At 70.4% G+C, this 18340-nt stretch carries 18 protein-coding genes and 2 pseudogenes; 12 read left to right on the top strand and 8 right to left on the bottom strand.

Annotated features, from left to right (window positions below; translation table 11 throughout):
- Positions 1-8: 8 nt before the first annotated feature.
- Positions 9-191, bottom strand: a complete 183-nt coding sequence (locus WBG99_RS20505; protein ID WP_338897683.1) for a hypothetical protein — start codon at positions 189-191, stop codon at positions 9-11.
- Here WBG99_RS20505 and WBG99_RS20500 point away from each other — a divergent pair.
- A pseudogene (locus WBG99_RS20500) lies at positions 138-425 on the top strand (transposase); the annotation flags it as partial. The gene WBG99_RS20505 and the pseudogene WBG99_RS20500 sit on opposite strands and share 54 nt — an antisense overlap.
- 30 nt (positions 426-455) lie before the next feature.
- Here WBG99_RS20500 and WBG99_RS20495 read toward each other — a convergent pair.
- Positions 456-872: an SMI1/KNR4 family protein gene (locus WBG99_RS20495; RefSeq protein WP_338897682.1), complete on the bottom strand. Its 417-nt coding sequence runs from the start codon at positions 870-872 to the stop codon at positions 456-458.
- A gap of 60 nt (positions 873-932) precedes the next feature.
- Here WBG99_RS20495 and WBG99_RS20490 point away from each other — a divergent pair, with 60 nt between their 5' ends.
- The 4 genes from WBG99_RS20490 to WBG99_RS20475 all read left to right on the top strand — a co-directional run bounded on the left by WBG99_RS20490 (position 933) and on the right by WBG99_RS20475 (position 3073).
- The gene (locus WBG99_RS20490; protein WP_338897681.1) at positions 933-1130 is read left to right on the top strand and encodes a hypothetical protein; all 198 of its coding nucleotides are present in this window, start codon (positions 933-935) and stop codon (positions 1128-1130) included.
- Positions 1131-1405: 275 nt separating this feature from the next.
- Entirely contained in the window at positions 1406-2002 is a 597-nt protein-coding gene (locus WBG99_RS20485) for a hypothetical protein (RefSeq protein ID WP_338897680.1), read from the top strand.
- Between the two features lies 1 nt (position 2003).
- The gene (locus WBG99_RS20480; protein ID WP_338897679.1) at positions 2004-2417 is read left to right on the top strand and encodes a phage holin family protein; all 414 of its coding nucleotides are present in this window, start codon (positions 2004-2006) and stop codon (positions 2415-2417) included.
- On the top strand, positions 2393-3073 hold the full coding sequence (locus WBG99_RS20475) for a DUF3618 domain-containing protein (protein WP_338897678.1): 681 nt from the start codon (positions 2393-2395) through the stop codon (positions 3071-3073). The genes WBG99_RS20480 and WBG99_RS20475 overlap by 25 nt, the downstream gene beginning before the upstream one ends.
- A gap of 1117 nt (positions 3074-4190) precedes the next feature.
- Here the strand turns inward: WBG99_RS20475 and WBG99_RS20470 are convergent.
- Positions 4191-4940: a PRC and DUF2382 domain-containing protein gene (locus tag WBG99_RS20470; protein WP_338897677.1), complete on the bottom strand. Its 750-nt coding sequence runs from the start codon at positions 4938-4940 to the stop codon at positions 4191-4193.
- Between the two features lie 273 nt (positions 4941-5213).
- Here WBG99_RS20470 and WBG99_RS20465 point away from each other — a divergent pair, with 273 nt between their 5' ends.
- Positions 5214-6017, top strand: a complete 804-nt coding sequence (locus WBG99_RS20465) for a serine/threonine protein kinase (protein ID WP_338897676.1) — start codon at positions 5214-5216, stop codon at positions 6015-6017.
- Positions 6014-7468, top strand: a complete 1455-nt coding sequence (locus WBG99_RS20460; RefSeq protein ID WP_338897675.1) for a serine/threonine-protein kinase — start codon at positions 6014-6016, stop codon at positions 7466-7468. Before WBG99_RS20465 ends, WBG99_RS20460 begins: the two co-directional genes overlap by 4 nt.
- 122 nt (positions 7469-7590) lie before the next feature.
- On the opposite strand, the gene WBG99_RS20455 is transcribed toward WBG99_RS20460, so the two are convergent.
- The 3 genes from WBG99_RS20455 to WBG99_RS20445 all read right to left on the bottom strand — a co-directional run bounded on the left by WBG99_RS20455 (position 7591) and on the right by WBG99_RS20445 (position 9582).
- Positions 7591-8064: a hypothetical protein gene (locus WBG99_RS20455; protein WP_338897674.1), complete on the bottom strand. Its 474-nt coding sequence runs from the start codon at positions 8062-8064 to the stop codon at positions 7591-7593.
- A 113-nt stretch (positions 8065-8177) separates the two neighbouring features.
- Positions 8178-9065 carry a hypothetical protein gene (locus WBG99_RS20450; RefSeq protein ID WP_338897673.1) on the bottom strand — a complete coding sequence of 296 codons (888 nt, stop codon included), beginning with the start codon at positions 9063-9065 and terminating at the stop codon, positions 8178-8180.
- Between the two features lie 343 nt (positions 9066-9408).
- Positions 9409-9582 (bottom strand): hypothetical protein, encoded by a 174-nt coding sequence (locus WBG99_RS20445; RefSeq protein ID WP_338897672.1) that lies wholly within the window; start codon positions 9580-9582, stop codon positions 9409-9411.
- Positions 9583-9865: 283 nt separating this feature from the next.
- Between WBG99_RS20445 and WBG99_RS20440 the strand changes: the two genes are divergently transcribed.
- Positions 9866-10156 (top strand): zinc-ribbon domain-containing protein, encoded by a 291-nt coding sequence (locus WBG99_RS20440; RefSeq protein ID WP_338897671.1) that lies wholly within the window; start codon positions 9866-9868, stop codon positions 10154-10156.
- A 144-nt stretch (positions 10157-10300) separates the two neighbouring features.
- Here the strand turns inward: WBG99_RS20440 and WBG99_RS20435 are convergent.
- Positions 10301-10579, bottom strand: a pseudogene (locus tag WBG99_RS20435) (MFS transporter); the annotation flags it as partial.
- A gap of 165 nt (positions 10580-10744) precedes the next feature.
- Between WBG99_RS20435 and WBG99_RS20430 the strand changes: the two are divergent.
- The 3 genes from WBG99_RS20430 (at position 10745) to WBG99_RS20420 (ending at position 14261) form a co-directional block, all read left to right on the top strand.
- Complete coding sequence (locus WBG99_RS20430; RefSeq protein WP_338897670.1) at positions 10745-11251, top strand: glutathione peroxidase; 507 nt, start codon at positions 10745-10747, stop codon at positions 11249-11251.
- Positions 11252-11338: 87 nt separating this feature from the next.
- A complete protein-coding gene (locus WBG99_RS20425; protein WP_338897669.1) occupies positions 11339-12274 on the top strand; it encodes a MerR family transcriptional regulator in 936 nt (311 codons plus the stop codon).
- Positions 12275-12587: 313 nt separating this feature from the next.
- On the top strand, positions 12588-14261 hold the full coding sequence (locus tag WBG99_RS20420; RefSeq protein ID WP_338897668.1) for a hypothetical protein: 1674 nt from the start codon (positions 12588-12590) through the stop codon (positions 14259-14261).
- 134 nt (positions 14262-14395) lie between these two features.
- On the opposite strand, the gene WBG99_RS20415 is transcribed toward WBG99_RS20420, so the two are convergent.
- Positions 14396-17251 carry a D-alanyl-D-alanine carboxypeptidase gene (locus tag WBG99_RS20415; RefSeq protein WP_338897667.1) on the bottom strand — a complete coding sequence of 952 codons (2856 nt, stop codon included), beginning with the start codon at positions 17249-17251 and terminating at the stop codon, positions 14396-14398.
- Between the two features lie 261 nt (positions 17252-17512).
- Here WBG99_RS20415 and WBG99_RS20410 point away from each other — a divergent pair, with 261 nt between their 5' ends.
- The gene (locus tag WBG99_RS20410; protein ID WP_338897666.1) at positions 17513-18271 is read left to right on the top strand and encodes a GPP34 family phosphoprotein; all 759 of its coding nucleotides are present in this window, start codon (positions 17513-17515) and stop codon (positions 18269-18271) included.
- Positions 18272-18340: the final 69 nt, after the last annotated feature.

Below are 18340 nucleotides of genomic sequence, written 5' to 3'. Positions count from 1 at the left end.
GGACCTGGTCAGGTGCCTGCGTGCACCCAGGCCCGGCCGGTCTGCCGGTACTCCTCCACGGGGATCGGGTCGACTCCGGTTCGCACCTGAGCGGTGTACAGCAGGCTGTCAGTGGTCCAACTCGTGGTGGATGAGGCGAGGCCGACGAGCTCCTCGCGTTCTACGACTTCCCCGCCGAGCACTGGGTGCACCTGCGCACGACAAATCCCATCGAGTCCACTTTCAGCACCGTGAAGTTGAGGACCAAGGTAACCCGCGGGGCCGGCAGCCCGGCCGCGGCCCTGGCGATGGTGTTCAAGCTCGTCGAGTCCGCCCAGGCCCGCTGGCGAGCGATCACCGCACCCCACCTTGTCGCCCTCGTCCGCAACGGCGCCCGCTTCAAGAACGGTCACCTCGTAGAACGCCCTGAAGTCGCCGCCGCCTGAGCAACCCCACTGATCCACAACTCTTGACAATTACTCCACCCCGTACTCAGCGTCCCACTGCTCCCATGCCGCCCGGTAGGCATTGTGGTCAGGGAAGTCCTGCGTCAGCGGCTCGCGCGCGTCCAGCTCATCCTCGTAAGCACGGTAGGAGTCGGGATGCGGGAAGTCAGTAGTGAGCAGGTCGTAGTTGGTGCTTGAGTCCCCATGCCAGCCCCAGCCTGCCGCGGATCGGCATAGACGGTTCACCGCGCCGCCGGCGCTCTGCCGGAGCAAGTACTCTCGGTACTGTTCCGGGAACGCGATGTCCAACTCCGCCTCCGCTTCGCAGATCTCCGCTTCGGACAGCGGCGGCGGAGAGGCGACCTGCCTCGCGGGTGGACGGCTGAGCTCGTCAAAGCGCCGCCCCCGAGCCATACGCTGGTATGCCGCCATCCAATCGGTAGTCACACAGGTGAGGGTAGACGCGGGCAGTCCGTCAGGACTCTGCCGTGACTTGGATGCGCCCCCTTGAGGTGTGAAGTTCAAGCAGGCTCGTGCCGCCATGTCGCACCGTGCGTTTCGCTCACCGTCACCGGGCTCACCGTCACCGGGCTCACCGTCGCCGGAGAACGGCTCGACATCACCATCGACTCCGGCGGCAGGGTCGAGTCGGTGACAGCCCCCGCGGGACTGACCGTCGAGGAACCCGCGGCGCTGCGAGCCTGAGGATCACCCCTCGGGTAGTCCGGTGAACAGCTCGGTGCTGCCAGGGCCGGGGCCGTCAGGACCGGCAGGATGCCTTTCCGCTCCGTGGCCTCCGGCGCCGATTCCCCCGTCAGACACATGCGCCCGGGTCTGGACATGCGGGGTGCAGCCGTTCGGGTGACCATGGAAGTGACGGTTCGTGCTGCCCGTCAGCTCCGGCGACTTTCCCAGGTGTCCGCATCGGGCTCGTCGCCGAGCCGGGGCGGCGTCCCGCAGCAAGCAGCAAGGAGTGGCCTATGAGTGACGCAGCGCAGGGCGACGCTGGCCGTGTCCAGCACGCCGGGCAGACAGCGAAGGAACAGGCGTCGGCCACGGCCGATCAGGCCAGGCAGGCGGCGGGTGAGGTGACCGGTACCGCTGTGGAGCAGGCTCGCACGGTGGTCGGAGAGGCCCGGGAGCAGGCCGGCACGGTGGTACGTGACCTGCGGAGCAGGGTCACGGAGGAGACCGAGGGGCAGGCCCGGCGGGCTGCGGGGACGCTGCGGCAGTGGGCTGATGACCTGGCCGGCATGGCGGAGAACGCCTCCGACGATTCCCCGGCCCGTTCTCTGATGTCTCAGGCCGCCGGCGGCGGTCACCGCACCGCGGACTACCTGGAGAAGAAGGGCGTGGGTGGCCTGATGCAGGACGTGCAGGGGTTTGCGCGCCGTCGGCCGGGGGCGTTCCTGGGTGCGGCAGCGCTGGCGGGGGTCGTCGTCGGTCGGCTGGCCAAGGCCGGTACGGCGGGCCAGTCCTCGCCGCCGCAGCAGCAGCCGGTACCGATACCGGCTGGCGAGTTCGCCTCGCCGGAAGAGGCTGTGCGGCCTGACGTTCCCAGTTATCCGGGGGTGTGAGATGGCATCGGTCTTGCCGCGGTCATCTAAGCCGCGCGAGGCGGACCCGTCGATCGGTGAGCTGCTGTCGACGGTGACCTCGGATGTGCAGGAGCTGTTCCGGCAGGAGGCGGAGCTGGCCAAGGCCGAGATCCGTGAGGAGGCCACCAAGGCGGGCAAGGCCGCCGGGATGTACGGCGGGGCCGGGTTCGCCGGCTACATGGTGGCTCTGTTCCTGTCGTTCGCGGCCGTGTTCGGTCTGGCCAACGTGATGGACGCCGGCTGGGCCGCGCTGATCGTCGTCGGGGTGTGGGCGGTGATCGGTGCGGTGCTCTACGTGATGGGCCGCTCGCGGATGCGAGAGGTCTCCAAGCCGGAGCAGACCGTGCAGACGCTGAAGGAGGATGCTCAATGGGCACGTCAACTGAGCAGGTGAGGGCCAACATCGAAGCGACCCGGGAGAGGCTGTCCGAGGACGTGGACCGGCTGACCGACCGGGCCAGTCCCCGCCGTGCGGTCCGCCGCCGCAAGGCCCGGGTCCGCGGTGCGGTGTCGGGGCTTCGGACCCGAGTCATGGGGAGCGCTTCGGATACGGCGGGGCAGACCAGGGACCGCACGCAGCAGGCGGCGCAGTCGGTGCGGGAGAGCGCCGGTCAGGCGACGGACAAGACGCGCGAGGTGGCCGGACAGGCCGGCGAGGCGGTGCGGCAGGCACCGGAGCAGGCGGTGCGGCAGACCCAGGGCAACCCACTGGCCGCAGGGCTGATCGCCTTCGGCGCCGGGCTGCTGGCTGCCTCACTCCTTCCGACCTCGCAGGCCGAGGAGCAGGCGGCTTCCCAGATCACAGAGAAGGCGGGCCCAGCTCTCGAGCCGGTCAAGCAGGCAGCGGTCGAGTCCGCGCAGCAACTGAAAGAGGACGCCACCGGAGCCGCTCAGCAGGCGGCCCAGGAGGTGAAGGACACCGCTGCCGAGGCCGCGAAGACCACCGGGGAGGAGGCCCGCGGCCAAGCGGGCCGAGTGACTGAGCAGGCCGGCGAGTCGGGGCAGCAGGTCGCCGACACGACCCGCCGGCAAGCCGGCGACACGATGTGATCCTGCACCACCGCCGCGGGTGAAGGAAACCGGAGTGGTCAGTGCTGCTTCCAGCGCCACTCCGGCACAACAACAGACGGCATGTGGGGCATGGGGGGATGTGCGGCGTCCTGCTCATGGTCCGCTGCCGCATCCCTCGGCCTGCTCCTCGGGCGCCGCTGTTCTCCGTGCAGCGGCGCCCGAGGAGCAGGCCGCCCGGTCACTCCGGGACTGCCCACTGCAGGAGAGCGAGCCGCCGCTGCGGCTTTTCGGCGTCGACGGGGTGTCCGCGGCCGTCGCGGCGTCTTCCGGGCCGCTGGAGGACGTCAGCTCACCCGCCGCAGAAGAAGCCGCACTTCGGGCCCGTGCGAGCGGACCGGGGAAGCAGCCGTCCTGACAGGCAGGCAAGCAGGTAGGCAAGCAAGCAAGCAGCAAGCGCCGCTTCGAAGCGCAGTAGCTGTCGGTCGGTCGCGGCGGACAGAACCACGTCATGGGGCGCGGCGACCCCGTTCCCGGGCTGTGGCCTGGCAGCGGCTGGTCCGCCGCACGGAAGTTCGGTGGCCCGCCGCGTCAGTCACCGCCTCGCCCGCCGGTGAAGAACGGTCAGTACAGCCAGCCGGTGGGGTCTCGCGCCGCCGGAGAACACGAAGCATGCAAGCGACCGTCTCCCGCAGCCGGTGCGGTGGCTCGAATGCAGCGGGTGGGGGTAGCTCTACATGCCGAGGGCACAACCAGAAGGGCCGGTCCAGGAGGATTCACCTCCGTTGGCCGGCCCTCCCGTCGTGCCCGACACCGTGCCACCACGCGCCCCCGGGACCTGCCTGGCGGTCATTACGCGGAGCCTTGTTGATCGTCCGCTCGGCGCCCTTCCGTCACTCTTCGGAACCTGCTGAGCAAGTGTGGCAGCTGGTTCAACCGCTGACGGGGGCGACGCCGAGGGTCAGGGCGTGGCGGCCGACGTCGCAGGGGACGGTCTCGGTGCTCTGCAACAGGCCCTGCAGGACGTCGGCGTCATCGACGTCCACGGTCAGCAGTTCCTCCCGGGCGTCGCCCTCGTCCGTCGAGGACGAGTTGCCCAGGGGAACGTGCCCCGTGCGCCTCCGTCGCCGGCGACCCGCTGAACTGGCGGAGGATCCGGTCACCGGTCACTCTGGTCGGTCTCGTCGGGGAGATCGGTCTCGATCCGCTCCTTGCGGACCTCGCCATGGGCGGTTTCTTCGTCGGTACGCTCCTCGGTGCCCAGCCGGACGCGTTCGACGGGGACGGTTTCCGTCTCCACGACGGGGCGCTCTTCGTGGAGGGTCACCTCGTGTTCGGCCTCGGAGATGTCGGGGCCGGACATGGCCGCGTCCCGGTCGGCGTCGGTGATCGGCTCGCGCTCGACACGGACTTCTTCGTGGCGTACGGGGACGGTCTTCTGGACCTCCTCGGTGACGACGTACTTGCGCAGGCGCGCCCGGCCGGTTTCCCGGCGTTCGACACCCACGTGCATCTGCTCCTCGGAGCGCGTCATCGCGTCGTCGCCGGCACGCTCTGTCCCGGCAGCGGTCCCGGTCTGCGCGGTGGTGGCCCAGTCGATGCCGTAGTGCTCGTAGAGACGGTGCTCCTCCTCCACGGACAGATGTCCGCCGGCGTCGACGTCGACGTTCGGTGCGTCCCTGACCGTGTCCTTGGGGTAGGGCACTTCCAGGTGGTCCTTCACCACAGTCCCGTCGTGGATGGGCACGAACGACTCGCTGGTGCCGAACAGGCCGGTCTTCACGCTCACCCATTCGGGCTCACCGGTTACATCGTCGAAGAAGACGTGCTTGGTGTCACCGATCTTGTTGCCGTCCGCGTCGTAGACGGGGTGATCCAGCACAGTAGGGATCTGCTCTCGAGTGATCATTAGCGCTCTCCTTACTCCTGTCGCTCCCCTACGCGTAACCCCTCACCTCGGACACAAAAGCAAATAGCCCCATAAAAACGGAAATACATGCCGAAGGTGCGCATTGCGTGACGGTCGCGCTCACTTCCGGACCGGTAACGATTTCGCGACGGACGCCGTTGTGTGACGGTGGTGCAGCAATCTGTCAGGTGCACGCCTGAAGTGCATACGGCTCCCGCTACAGGCGCGCAGACGCCGGTCAGGCATCGGAAGCAGAACACAACGGAGGATCGGTTGGAGACGGTGCTGGTCCACTTACCCGCCCTGGCTACGGACGGCCCTGAGCCCCAGGCGCGCTCCCTGTCGTTGCTCCCCGGGCAGAAGGCGCGCTTCGGCCGCGGCATTCCGGAGTGCCCCGTAAACATCGCCCTACCGGATCCGGCAGTGCCCCGGCTGGCCGGGGAGATCCTGGCCGTCGACTGCTACTGGCAGCTGAGCAACCTCAGCGGCGGCTCCAGCCTGCTGGTGGAGAACCCCGAGGGCGCCGGTGAGTTCATCCGGATCCCGCCCGGTCGGCTGGCCGCCCCGATCCCGTTCGAGTTCAGCAGGGTGGTGGTGGCGACCCGTGGCGGCACCGTCGGCTTTCAGGTCTTCGCCCCTTGCCACAGCCACCTGGAGGGACGTGCGGAAACCGTGGAGCGGGGCACCGTGACCACGAACCCCTTCTCCCTGGACCCCGCCGCGACCTACTTCAAGGTGCTGGTGGCGCTCTGCGAGCCGCGTCTGCGGGACGCCTCCACCGCTGGGGTCCCCTCGACAGCCAATGTCGTGGCCCGGCTGCGGCGGCATCCGGACCACCAGGACCTCAGCACGACCGCCGTGGACTTCCACATCGACTACCTGGCCGGCACCAAGCTGCGGCTGCGGCCTCCCGGTTCGGGCGCCGCCGGGCTGAGCTGGAAGCGGGAGACGCTGGTGTCGACCGCCCTGCGCTTCGGGCTGGTCGGGGAGGAACATCTGTCACTGCTGCCTCCGCGAGGAGCCGCGGCGAGGGAACGCCAGGCGGGACGGACCGCGGTGGCGGAGGGCTCCGCATGACCACCGGGGCCGCCAGGCCGCGCGACACCGGAGCAGGCGGCGACTGGGCGGTCGCCGTACCGACGGGCTACCGGGTGGGGCGGTGGGAAGTGGTCTCCCCCCTCGCGTCCGGCAACTGGGGAAGCGTTTACGCCGCACGACGGGAGGCCCTCGACGAGGGACCCGACGGCGAGACGGCCGGATCGCCACCGGCCGAGGTGGCCCTGAAGTTCGTGCCCACAGCCGCACTGGGACCGGGCCGCTCCCGCCAGTTACAGGAACTGGCCCGGCGCGAGGTGGAGTTCAGCCGGAACGCCGACCACGACCGGCTCATCCGGATCCTGGAGACCCTGGTGGTGACCGACGAGGAGCAGCCCGAACTGGACGGCGCCGTCGTCCTGGTCATGGAACGTGCCGCAGGCAGCCTGCAGGACGAGCTCGACGCGGCATCGGGTTCGGCGCCGCTCACGGACGCCGCACGGACGGTCATGGAGATCTGCGAGGGCCTCGCCCACCTTCACGCGGAGGGCTGGGTGCACGGCGACCTCAAGCCGGCCAATGTGCTGATCATGCCCGATGGCTCGGTCCGCCTGGCCGACTTCGGCCTGGTCTCCCGGCTGGACGGCACCCACGGATATGCGCCGCCCCTCGGATCGCCGGACTACCTGCCGCCGGAGCGTTGGCAGGACGGGCTCGGCGAGCGTGGAGTCCCGGTGCGCCCCACAGCCGACATCTGGGCGCTGGGCGTCACCGCGCACCAGATCCTCACCGGGGGGACCCTGCCCTTCGCCGGTGCCACCGCTGGGGCACGCACCGCCGCGGCCCGGGAGTACGCCTCCGGAAGAGCGCCGCTGCGCCTGCACCCCGGTCTCGACGACGCCTGGCGGGACTTCGTCACCCGCTGTCTTGCCCCCGACCACGCAGGCCGGTCGCCGGCCACCGCCGACCAGCTGTTGGCCCTGGCTCGCGAGTTGTCCGACACAGACGCCCGGCGTCGGCGCACCCGGCCCCGGCGGCTCGCGGTCTCCGCGGTGACGGCCGCCGCCGTACTGGCTGCCGGAACCGCCGGAGGCTGGTGGTGGTTCTCCGCACGGGATGGAGGCAACCCCGCGAAGGCCGACACCACGGCGCGGATCACCGTCTACAACATCGAGGCGCCGTGCCGGAACCAGATCGAGCGGCTGCGTGCCTGCAGCATGGGCCTGGCCCTGGACCCGTACGAGAAGTACCAGGCAGGCAATGTCTCCGAGCAGCGGATATGGCACGGGGATGTGTTGCGGGCCGACTGCGTGGTGTACGACGGGGACTGGGTGGCCGACGAGACCGGAGTGGGCACCACGCGCTGGTACCGGGTGCGGGTCACCGAGGAGCCGTCCGGATACGCCTGGTTCCCGGCCGTCCGCACCAGACAGGAGCCGACCTCGCTGCCCACGTGCGGGGACGGCGCCAGGCCGGGCAGCAGCAGCTCCTGAGCCCCCCGAGCCGCCGCAGGCCTGGTCGGGGGGCTCCGCCGGGGTGCGGGTGACGTGCCTGTGCCCCGCCCCCACAGGGGAGCGAGGCACAGGTTCGTCGCGCGCCGCTGCGGGCGCGTTGGTCAGGTCATGAACCGGCCCCCGCAGTAGGACTCGGGCACCCATCTGTGTGAGCTGATGGCGTCGTTGATGACGTGACCGCTGGTGAAGTAGTCGTCGGTCAGGTTGCTGGCGTAGAACTCGCTCCTCTTGAGGCAGCTGGACCCGCCGGCCCAGTCGGTACCCGTTCCGTTGAAGAACTGGACCGCGTGCCAGGACGTGTCGTGGGTCGTCCCCGCGTTCAGGACCGAGCTTGCCCTGTTGGTGTCACTGCCCTGAAAGGCACCCTGGCCGTTGCCCCAGTTCGAGTCGTCGCCCGGCGTCCGGCCCAGGAGAGCGCCCCCACAGTTGATGTGCTGGTAGGCAGCCATGCTGCCTGCCGGCAGGCTGTGCCACGCGTTGTCACACGCGGTGGCCGCGTTCGCGGTACCGGTGGGGACGAGCACCCCGAGTACCGCGGCACCGAGAGCCGCGAGTGCGGCGGTTGTCTTACGCACGTGTCCTCCTTGCGTCATGTTGCAGACAGGGACGTCCCGCAGAATGACAGCTGCGGAAATCTTGGGTTCGCGGAAACTTCCGGACGCCCGGAAGTTTCCAGCGGGAGCCGGGATCAGGCGCCGACGATGTCCTTGGCGCGATCCAACGCGGCCAGTCGCATACGCTGGAAGGCAGCTATTTCCTCACCGTAGCGACGGGTTTTCTTCGCGCGGTATTCGCCTTCCAGTGTCCGGGCCGTTTCCGCGAGAGACGACTCTTTGGCGCATTCCGCCTCATCCACCGCAAGTTCTACTTCTACGGCATGGGCCGCGGCGTCACTCAACCCTTCAGTGAGAAGGTCGAGTTCCGCGCGGACCTCAAACGGGTCGGCGTAATCCATACCTTTGCCTTCCATGCACAGCGACCACGCCGCGAGTGCTTTCGTGAATCGCTTGTCCTTGGAAAGATCCGGAACATACAGAGGGGTGAGATTCGTGGCGATCTTCTCGACGCGGAACCAGGTCTTGAAGTCGCCGTAGAGTTGGCCCTTCGCCCTGACGTGGCAACTGTCGCGAGGCGTCTTGACAGTGCCGCCTCCCGGCAACGCGGCCGACACCACGCCACTGGACGGTGTGCCGTCGAGCGCCGTCCTGTAGCGGACGCGCTCTTCCCGTGTCAGCGAATTCACATAACTGCCATTCGGGCCGTTTCGCCGGGCTTCTTCAGCGTCCCGCCTGAACTGCCCACCATAGCCATGTTTATTCGCCCAGCTGACATCGTCAAGTACGAATGCCGAAGCTTTTCGGCTCGCGGCGCTCTCCACCCCCGTGACCCAGAACTGGAAGCCCGCTTGCTCCATGCACTTCTTGACGAGTAGCTGTTCGGCCCTGTCGACCACGACTTCCTCGGCCGCGGTCAGTTCCCGCAGCCGGCCCTCAGGCCGTACTGACTCATGCTGTTCCGAAGAGGTGGTCACCCCGCAGCCGGAAATGCCGACAACCGCGATCAGCGTCGCAACCATGGCCGCCGCACCGAGTAGATCCCTGGCAGCTGAAGAACGATTTCCGGACAGCAAGATCCCCCTCTCGCATGTTTTTCTCACAGTCGTCGAAGCAGCCCCTCCGCGAGCGCGATCAGCCGACTCCCGGGTGTCACATCAGTGACACCGGACCGCATGCTCTGAGCGGTTCGCGCCCGGTCCCCGAACCGGCCATGGCCGCGCCGACGGCTGTCGTCTTCAGGTGCGGCCCGGTTCCCCTCCTGCCCCGAACGGCTGTCCGCACCGGCGGTGCGCCCTTGAGTGGGACGTTAGGGGCGGCGCGGCGGTCCCGGGTACCTGTGAGGTCCCAGGGCCCGCCTTGCCCTCAAGTGAGCCCGACGGTCTCGGCCTGCCGCTTCTTCGCGCCGATGCGGCGGCGCTTGCGGCGGACGCGTACCGCCTGGCAGGTGTGGGGGAACAGCAGCCCGTCGACGGTGACGACCTTGGCTTCGCGGATCTCCTCGCGGCCGTGCCCGCGGTCGTGGGAGCGGTCCAGCACGGGGACCTGCCTCCAGGGCGGCGTCCTCAACTGCCGTGCACGGTGGGCTGGTCGCCCTTCACGGGCAGCAGGGTGTGCGCTTGGCGGTCTTCGCCGAGGAGGACGGCCGCGCCGGGCGCACGTCCAGACACCATGCCGCCACCGCCCGTTCCGGGCTACGGACCGCCGGTGCCACCCGCACCCGCCGGGGCGGGAACCCCGGCGCGAACCGGACGAACCTGATCAGGGACAGGCACACTGGAGGACAGTGTGTCGGTAGGCACCCCCGGGAAGGATCGAGATCGTGATCATTTTTGGCACCAAGGGATACCTGTACCAGCTCGCGATACTGACGCTGGTGTGCGGGCAGTGCGGGAATCCCGCCGCGCACACCCTCAGGAAGCGGGTCACGAAGTTCACGCTGTTCTTCGTGCCGCTGTTCCCGGTCTCGACGAAGTACCAGACGCAGTGCACCTTCTGCGGCGCCGAGCAGAAAGTGAGCGCCGAACAGGCCGAACAGCTCCAGGCGCAGGGCAGGGGTGGTCCCGGCGGCCAGCAGTACGGTCAGCCGCAGCGACAGCCGTATCAGTCATGACAAAACCCTGAGCGGGTCAGCTGCGCGTTCGCTGGTTCTCGTTCTTCCCGGTTCCCCGCGCCCGGCCCGGCGGGGGGCGGCTGGGCACCGTGGACGCCCCGAGCGCCGGAGCCTTCCCGTCCGGGAGGGCGCCCCTCGTGCCGGTCAGGAAGGGGCAGTCGGCTCCCGCCCGGCTCCGGCCCGGTCGGCACGGGTCGGAGCCGGGCGGGAGCGGCGGGCCGGCCTCCACAGCGCCAGCGTCACCGCCACCGAAGCCCCCGCCAGCAACGTCATCGCCGCCCCCGGCGAGGTCAGTTGGGCCACCCCGCCCGCGAGAGCCGCGCTCACCCCCTGCAGGGTGAGCATCCCGGCGGAGTGCAACCCCAGGGCGTGGCCGGCGAGTTCGGGCGGGGTCAGGGACAGGGCTTGATAGCTGCGCATGAGCCATGATTTTCAGGCCTTCCGCCGGCCCGCCGTAGTGTTTCGCGCACACACGAAACGCGGGAGGACCCCATGGGCTGGTGGCAGGTCAACGCCGAGGCCCTCGCGGGCAGCCGGTTCGTGAACCCGGCCGGAGGGAGCGTGCGGGACCGGAGATAGCATCCGTTTATGACTTCTGACAACGCCGGTACCTCCGTCCTCGACGTCCGGATCGATGCCCTGAAGGGCGGTCCCGCGGACCTCGCGCAGTACGCCGGGCAGGCCGTCCTCGTGGTGAACGTGGCCTCCAAGTGCGGTCTCACCCCCCAGTACACGGGCCTCGAAGCGCTCCAGGCGCGCTACGCCGCGCAGGGCTTCACCGTGCTCGGTGTGCCGTGCAACCAGTTCCTCGGGCAGGAGCCCGGGTCGGCCGAGGAGATCGCGGAGTTCTGCTCGGCGACGTACGGGGTGACCTTCCCGATGACCGAGAAGGTCGAGGTCAACGGGGAGGGGCGGCACGCGCTGTACGAGCGGCTGGTGGGCCACGCGGACGCCGAGGGGCACGCCGGTGACATCCGCTGGAACTTCGAGAAGTTCCTGATCGGCCGTGACGGCTCGGTCGTCGCCCGCTTCTCGCCGCAGACCGAGCCCGAGTCGGCGGAGCTGGTCGCCGCCGTGGAGAAGGCCATCGGCTGACCACGCCTTCCCCTCGCCGACCGTGCGCCGTTGACCTTGCCCCTGGGGCAAGGGGCACCGTCCCTCCCGCCGGGCGGAGGGCGCCCGGTGACGGAGGATGACCCAGTGGACACGCACGACCTGCTCGCCATCGGTGCCTTCGCCGCCCGCACGCGGCTGTCGGCGAAGGCACTGCGGCTGTACGACCGGCTGGGGCTGCTCACGCCCGCGTACGTCGACGAGGTCAACGGCTACCGGTACTACCGGGCCGGCCAGGCCGAACGCGCCCGTCTGGTGGCCCTGCTGCGGCAGCTCGACATGCCTCTCGCGCGGATCGCCGAGATCGTGGCGGCCGTCGAGCTGGACGGCGAGCGGGCCGCCGGCCTGCTCGCCGCGTACTGGGCCGGGGCCGAGGAACGGTTCGCGTCCCAGCGGACCCTCGTCGCCTACCTCCGTGGACGGTTGTCCGAAAGGGACCTTGCGATGAACGGCGTGAACGGTGTGAACGGTGTGAACAGCGCGAGCAACACGGAAGGGGCATACGGGCAATTCACGGTCGAAACGGTCGACACGGCCTCGCAGGTGCTGCTGACGCAGTCACGGCACACACTGGCGGACGAGTTGCCGGAGTGGATCGGGGCCTCGCTGGGGCGGCTGGAGGAGGGCGCGGCGGCCTGCGGCGGAACCACGGGCGCGCCGTTCGTCGTGTACCACTCCGAGGTGTCCATGGAGAGCGACGGACCCGCCGAGTCGTGTGTGCCGGTGGCGGACCGGGCCGCCGCCCGTCTCTGGGCGGCGAAGCACGGGCGGGCCTGGTCGACCCGGGTGCGCGTGGAGCCGGCGGGGCGGCTCGTGTACACCCGGATCACCAAGGCCCAGGTGGCCCACCCGCAGATCCTCGCGGCCTTCGAGGCGGTGGAGCGGTGGATCGCCGAGCAGGGCCTCGAAGTCGTCGGCCCGTGCCGCGAGATCTACTTCGCGGACTGGGCGGCGGCGGGCCCCGAGGATCCGGTGTGCGACGTGGCGTTCCCGGTCGCGTCCTGACCGCGCGGATCCGCGCCGACCCGCGTGGCCGTCGTACGGCCGTAGGGGATTCCCTACGGCCGTGGCGGATCGCCCGGGTCCTGTCCAGCCAACTGTCAGCGAGTGATTAGCGTCTACCTCAACACATGAAGAACGTCTGAGAAGCCGCCTGGGAAGACTCCTGTGCGGACATCCGCGTAGACCGCACCCGCCCGCACGAGTCGAACGGAACGGAAGAGCCGCAGTGGCCTTTGCCGAGCTGACCCCACGACGAAACGGCTCACGCGCCGACAAACCGTCGCCGACGCGCGAGCCGTGGCGTGAGCGCCACCGAGTGGCCCTCGCAGCCGCCCTGTGCGCCCTGCCGCTGTACGTCGTGTGGTGGGCGGTCTTCGCGACCGGCGGCGGCGACCTGGCGGCTCAGGTGGCGTGGGCGGAGTTCGCGAAGGCGTACCCGGACTCCGCGGTCAACCTCTTCTGGTACGGCGGACTGCACGCGGCGAACTACAGCGTGCTCTCGCCGTACCTGATGGCGGCGTGCGGCGTCGTCCCCGTCACGCTGGTGTCGGGGCTCGCCGCCTCGTGGCTGGCCGGTGAGGTCGTCGCCCGTACGGGTGTACGCAGACCGGTGCCGGTGGCGCTGGCGGTGACGTTCTCGCTGTGGTGCCAGGTGGTGTCGGGGCGCTCCACCTTCATCCTGGGCACGGCCTTCGCGATGGGGGCCCTGCTGGCGGTGGTGAGCGGGCGTACGGGGCGGCATCTCGCCGTGGCGGCGGTGTGCGCGACGCTGTCCACGATGGGGAGCCCCGTCTCCGGGCTCTTCCTCCTCGTGGTCGGCGCCGCGTATCTGCTGTGCCACGAGTGGGGCCGGGCGGCGGCGCTGGTCGTGCCGCCGGTGGCCGTCGTCGCCGTCACCACCCTGCTGTTCCCCTTCGAGGGAGAGCAGCCCATGGCCTTCAGCCGGATATGGCCGCCGGTCGCGCTGTGCGCGGTGGTCGTGCTGGTCACGCCGAGCGCCTGGCGGGTGCTGCGTCTGAGCGCCGCGATCTACTCGCTCGGCGTGGTCCTCTGTTATCTGATCCCCACCCCGATCGGCACGAACGTCGAACGCCTCCTGGAGCTGGCTGGCCCGGCGGCGGCCCTGGCGATCTGCCTGTACCGGGGCGAGGGGCGCACAGCCGACTCCCGGCTGCCCCTGCCGTGGTTCACGGCCCACCGGCGGATGGTGGCCGGCGCGGTGGCGCTGGTCCTCTCCCTGACCTGGCTGACCGGCAAGACGACCGCCGACATCGTCACCAACACCAAGGTGCCCGAGTGGGCCGTGAAGACCGACGGTGTCGTGAAGGAGCTCAAGCGGCTCGGCGCCTGGAAGACCCGCGTCGAGGTGGTACCGGCCCGCGACCACCGCGAGGCCGCCATCCTCGCCCCGTACATCAACATGGCGCGCGGCTGGAACCGGCAGGCCGACGTCGAGCGCGGCCGGCTCTTCTACGACGGCCACGGCGGCACCGAGGTACCCGACGGCACGTTCACCCCGGCCGCCTACAAGGCCTGGCTCTCCCAGTGGGCGGTCGGCTTCGTCGTCCTCGTGAACGGCGAGCCGGACGGGCCCGCCGAGCTCGAACACACCCTGGTGACCAGTGAGCCGGACTATCTGGAGCGCGTCTGGCAGGACGCCAACTGGAAGATCTACCGGGTGAAGAACGCGACCCCGCTGGTCGACAAGCCCGCCTCCGTCGTCAGCGCCGACGGCGCCAACCTCGTCGTCCACATGCCGAGGCCCGGCGAGGTCATCGTCCGCGTCGCCTACTCCCCCTGGCTCTGGGCCGACAACGGCTGCCTCACCGCCGACCGCGAATCCAACGGCGACCTCACCGAGTTCACCCGTCTGACGGTCCACGAAGCGGGTGACGTCCGCATCAGCTCCCAGTACGGCGGGCCGTCCCGGACGACGGCGCTCGAGTGCGAGAAGGAGGCGGAGGAGGAGGGGACGGAGGCGGACGGGTGAACGCGTGGCGTTCCTGGGGCGCGGTGCGTCCCCGACCTGTGGAAGCGCCCCTTCCGGCCTGGCGGTCGGAAGGGGCGCTTCGTGTCAACGTCGGTACGCCGGCGTCGGTACGCCGGTGAGGGAGTGCCGACTGGTCAGCTCACGCGGGTCAGCTTCGCTCCGAAGCCTGGCTCGGTGAGGTCCTTCTGAAGGGCGACCGGTACCTCGACGCCGTCGCCGGAGCCGTCGCCGACGACGAGGGAGCCGACCTTGGTACCCGCCTTCGCCTCGTGCGGGACGGAGTCGCTCGCGTCGAGTTCCAGCCTGACGGTCTTGCCGGCCCAGCCGACCGCAGAGACGTCCTCGGTGACCACGACCGGGGCCCGGCCGCCGAGCTGGTCGTCGACGTATCCGACGACATCGCCCTTCTTCAGGATCGTGCTGGCGGTCAGCGCCTCCTGGGCGGCGATCATCGCGGTCTTGCTGACCGCGTTGACCGTGTCGATGATCGGCGGCGTGTGCTGGCCGAGGATCGCGCCGACGACGATCACCGTCTCACCGCCGACCTCCTGGGTGGCCGCGAAGAGCAGGTTGCCGCCGGCCGCCGTGGTGGAGCCGGTCTTGATGCCGATCGCGTTGTTGTACGGCACGAGACGGTTGTAGTTGTCCCAGCGCCGGCCCGAGGGGTCGTGCCAGTAGGGCAGCTTGGTGATGTCCGTCAGGGCCTTCATCTTCACCAGCGCGTTGCCGAGCTTGACCTGGTCCTCGGCCGTGGAGACCGTCGAATCCTTCAGGCCGGAGGGGTCGGTGTACGTGGTGTCGGTCATGCCGAGGTCCTTGGCTGCGGCGTTCATCTTCTTGACGAACGCCTCCTCGGAACCGTTGCCGTCCCAGCGGGCGAGCAGCCGCGCGATGTTGTTCGCGGACGGAATCATGATGGCCGCGAGCGCGTCGTACTGGCTGAGCCTGTCGCCCTCCTTGAGGGTGTTGAGGGTGGACTCGCCGTCCTTGTCGTAGCCGCCCTCGGTCTCCGCCTTCGCGTCGACGGGGATCGTCTCGCCCTTCGCGCCGGCCTTCATCGGGTGTTCCTTGAGGATGACGTACGCGGTCATCGCCTTGGCGACGGAGCCGATGGCCACGGGCTTCTGCTCGCCGAAGCTGTCCATCGTGCCGATGCCGTTCACGTCCATCCAGCCCTGGCCCTCGTCGGGCCACGCCAGGGAGGCCTTCTCACCCTCGAAGGCGTACGACGCGTCGGCGGTCAGCGCGAGCGTCGGCGCCGGGAGGGGGCGCACTGCCTGTACGACCGCAAACACGATCACCAGCAGGACCACCAGCGGGGTCCAGATCTTGACCCGCCGGACGATCGTCCGTACCGGGGTCTGCCTCGGCGGCGGTGTGTTCGTCAGCTCCGCCAGCAGATCCAGCGGCGGCCTCGGCGGCAACGGCTGCTGCGTGGTCAGCTCCGGCCCCACCTGCGGTACGGCCCGCGTCGCCTCCGCCGGGCTCAGGGCGGGGTTGTCCGAAGCCGCCGGCGACGCCGACGCCTTGGGCGGGGCCGCCTCGTCCAGTGACTTCAGTGCCACGAAGGTGCTGGTGCGCTCGACCGGGGGCTCGGGCGCCGCCTTGTCCTTCTCGGGGCCGCCGTCCTGGGAGACCTCGGCGTCCGCGTCGGCCGGGTCGGTGTCGCCGCCGCCGAGCTTGAGCATGGTGGTGGGCTGGTCCACAGCGGGCGCCCGGGGGGTACGGAAGACCGCGGTCGGGTGGTCCACCGGCCCGGCCGCCTCGGCTTCGCCGTCGCCCACCGACTTCCCACCCGCGCCACCCGTGCGGATTCCGTCGTCAGCCGCGGGCGGCCCTTCCGGGGCGTCCGCGCCGTCGGTGGCTTCCGGCTCGTCGCCTGCCGAAGCGGAGCCCGCACCGGACTCACCAGCGGACCCGGGCTCCCCCGCGCCCGCGGCGCCGGACCGCACGCCGTGCGTGGCATCGGCCGCCGCCTCACCGGCCGGGCGAGGCCGTGTACCGACGGCGGAGCCGGGCGTTGTCATGCCCTTCGGCTCAGCCCCGTCTTCGGGCCTGTCGGCAGCCACTTGGCCGGCTCCCCGGGCTTGCGCCGCTGCCCGGGGCTCCGCGTCGCCGTCGGCTTCCGCCCGCTTCCCCGCCTCGACTGCGGGCAGTCGTGCCGCCGAGGCGGTAGGGGCTGTAGGGGCGGGCGCAGCGTCACCCCGCACGCGCGGGTGAGCGTCACCGCCCTCGGCCTCAGCCCCGGCGCCCGGCTCCGCGTCGACGCCCCGGTCCCCGACCTCGTCGGCCTGCGCCTCCGCGTCACCGACTGAGCCCTCCGAGCCCTCTGAACCGCCCGAGCCGTCCGCGGCCTTGCCCGACCCCTCGACGTGACCGGCGTCCACGTCCGGCCCAGTGGCGTCCGCCCCCGCACCGTCCGTGCCTTCGGCGCCCGTGCCCCCGGAGCCCGAGCCGTCCGCGCCACCGGCGCCCACCGCATCGACCTGGTCCGCCTCGGGCTCGTCGACCTCGGGCCCAGCGGACATCTTCCCGGCGGTCTCCGCCTTGTCCGCCTCCGGCTCAGCCGACTTCGACCCAACCGACCTCGACTCCGCCGACTTCGACCCGGCCGACGCCGGCGCCGCAGGCTTCGTCGCGTCCCGTTCCGTCACAGCGGGTTCCGTCACAGCGGGTTCCTCGGCGGGTTCCGTCGCAGCGGGCCCTGTCGCGGCGGGCAACGTCTCGGCCGGCTTCAGGTCCTCCGCCTCGGATCCCTCCAACAGTGCCTTGCGGGAGAAGACCGCCGTCGCCTGGTCGGGCTTCGGGGAGGGACCGCGGGAGATCGCGAGGCGTGGGTCCGGGGACTGCTGGGCCGGGAGCGGGCCGGAAGCTCCGGGTTCCGGGGTCGGTGCCTCGGTCCCCGACGTCGAACCCGCCGACGTCTTCCCCGATGTCGACCCCGCCGACGACTCGTACCGCTTCGACCTGTCGGGGGACGTGCCCGCCACCGATGCCTCCTCCCGCGCGCAGCCCGTCCTCGGAGCACGCGCCTACCGAACCGTGAAACCCGCCGCCCGGACACTAGCCATCGCACACGCCCTCGCGCCGCGCCGCTGTCCGAACCTGTACCAGTGTCCTGTGTGCGGGCCCGACCAGAGCGGTAGACGAGAACGACATACCTACTGGTTCCACTACGTTTCGGTCACGCACCCTCGACAGACCAATGTGAGAGGGGTCACCCTGTCATTCATCCACGCGGGGAGGCATGGATGGGCAGGAGCCGCAGAACACTTCCGGAAGAGCTTCTGTTGCTGGCGCTGGACCCGGCCACGGGTACCACCGCACAGCCGCAGTCGCTCGACCTCGGTCTGGCCGGAGCACAGCTAGTGGAGCTGGCGCTGGCCGGACGGATAGCCCCAGACGGGGATCGTATCGCCGTGGTGTCCCCACGGCCGACTGGAGATCCGACTTTGGACTGCGCGTTGGAGTTGCTGCGAAGGCGTGGCGCTCCGGTACGTGCCGTCCACTGGATCGGCGGGCCCCGCCTCGGGCTCCGCCAGACCTACCTCTCGCATCTGGAGCGGTGCGGCATGGTGCATGCCGTGGCGGGCCAGATGTGCGGAGTGCTGCCGACCACGCGCTACCAGGCGACGGAGACGGCCATCAGCCGGGAGATCAGGGCCCGGCTGGATTCCGCGATCCGTACCGGCGTACCGCCGGACCCGCGGACGGCCGCGCTCGCCGCCCTGGCCCACGCCGTGGGCCTCGGCAAGCACCTGTATCCGGGGAACGAGGGACGCTCGTCCCGCTCCCGGCTGCGGGATCTGATCAGGCACGACCCCATGGGTGGCATGGTGGCCCACGCCGTCATGGACGTGCAGAACGGCGTGGCCGCCCAGCCGCGCCGCAGCCCGGCACCGACCGGCCGTCAGGCCGCCCCCGGCGCCAGGCCACCCGCACCGGAACCCGCGCGCGGCGTTCCGATGCAGCCACGCCGGGGCTCCATGGCCCGCGTCGTGGCGCACTGAGAAGGCGCACCGGGAGACGGGGAAGCAGTGCCGGGCCCAGAGCCGCGGACCCGTTCACGTTCCACGGCT

Origin of the sequence: Streptomyces sp. TG1A-60 (genome assembly GCF_037201975.1) — a bacterium.
GTDB lineage: Bacteria > Actinomycetota > Actinomycetes > Streptomycetales > Streptomycetaceae > Streptomyces.
Note: the sequence above shows the minus strand (reverse complement) of the source record. Positions and strands in the feature narration are given on the sequence as shown.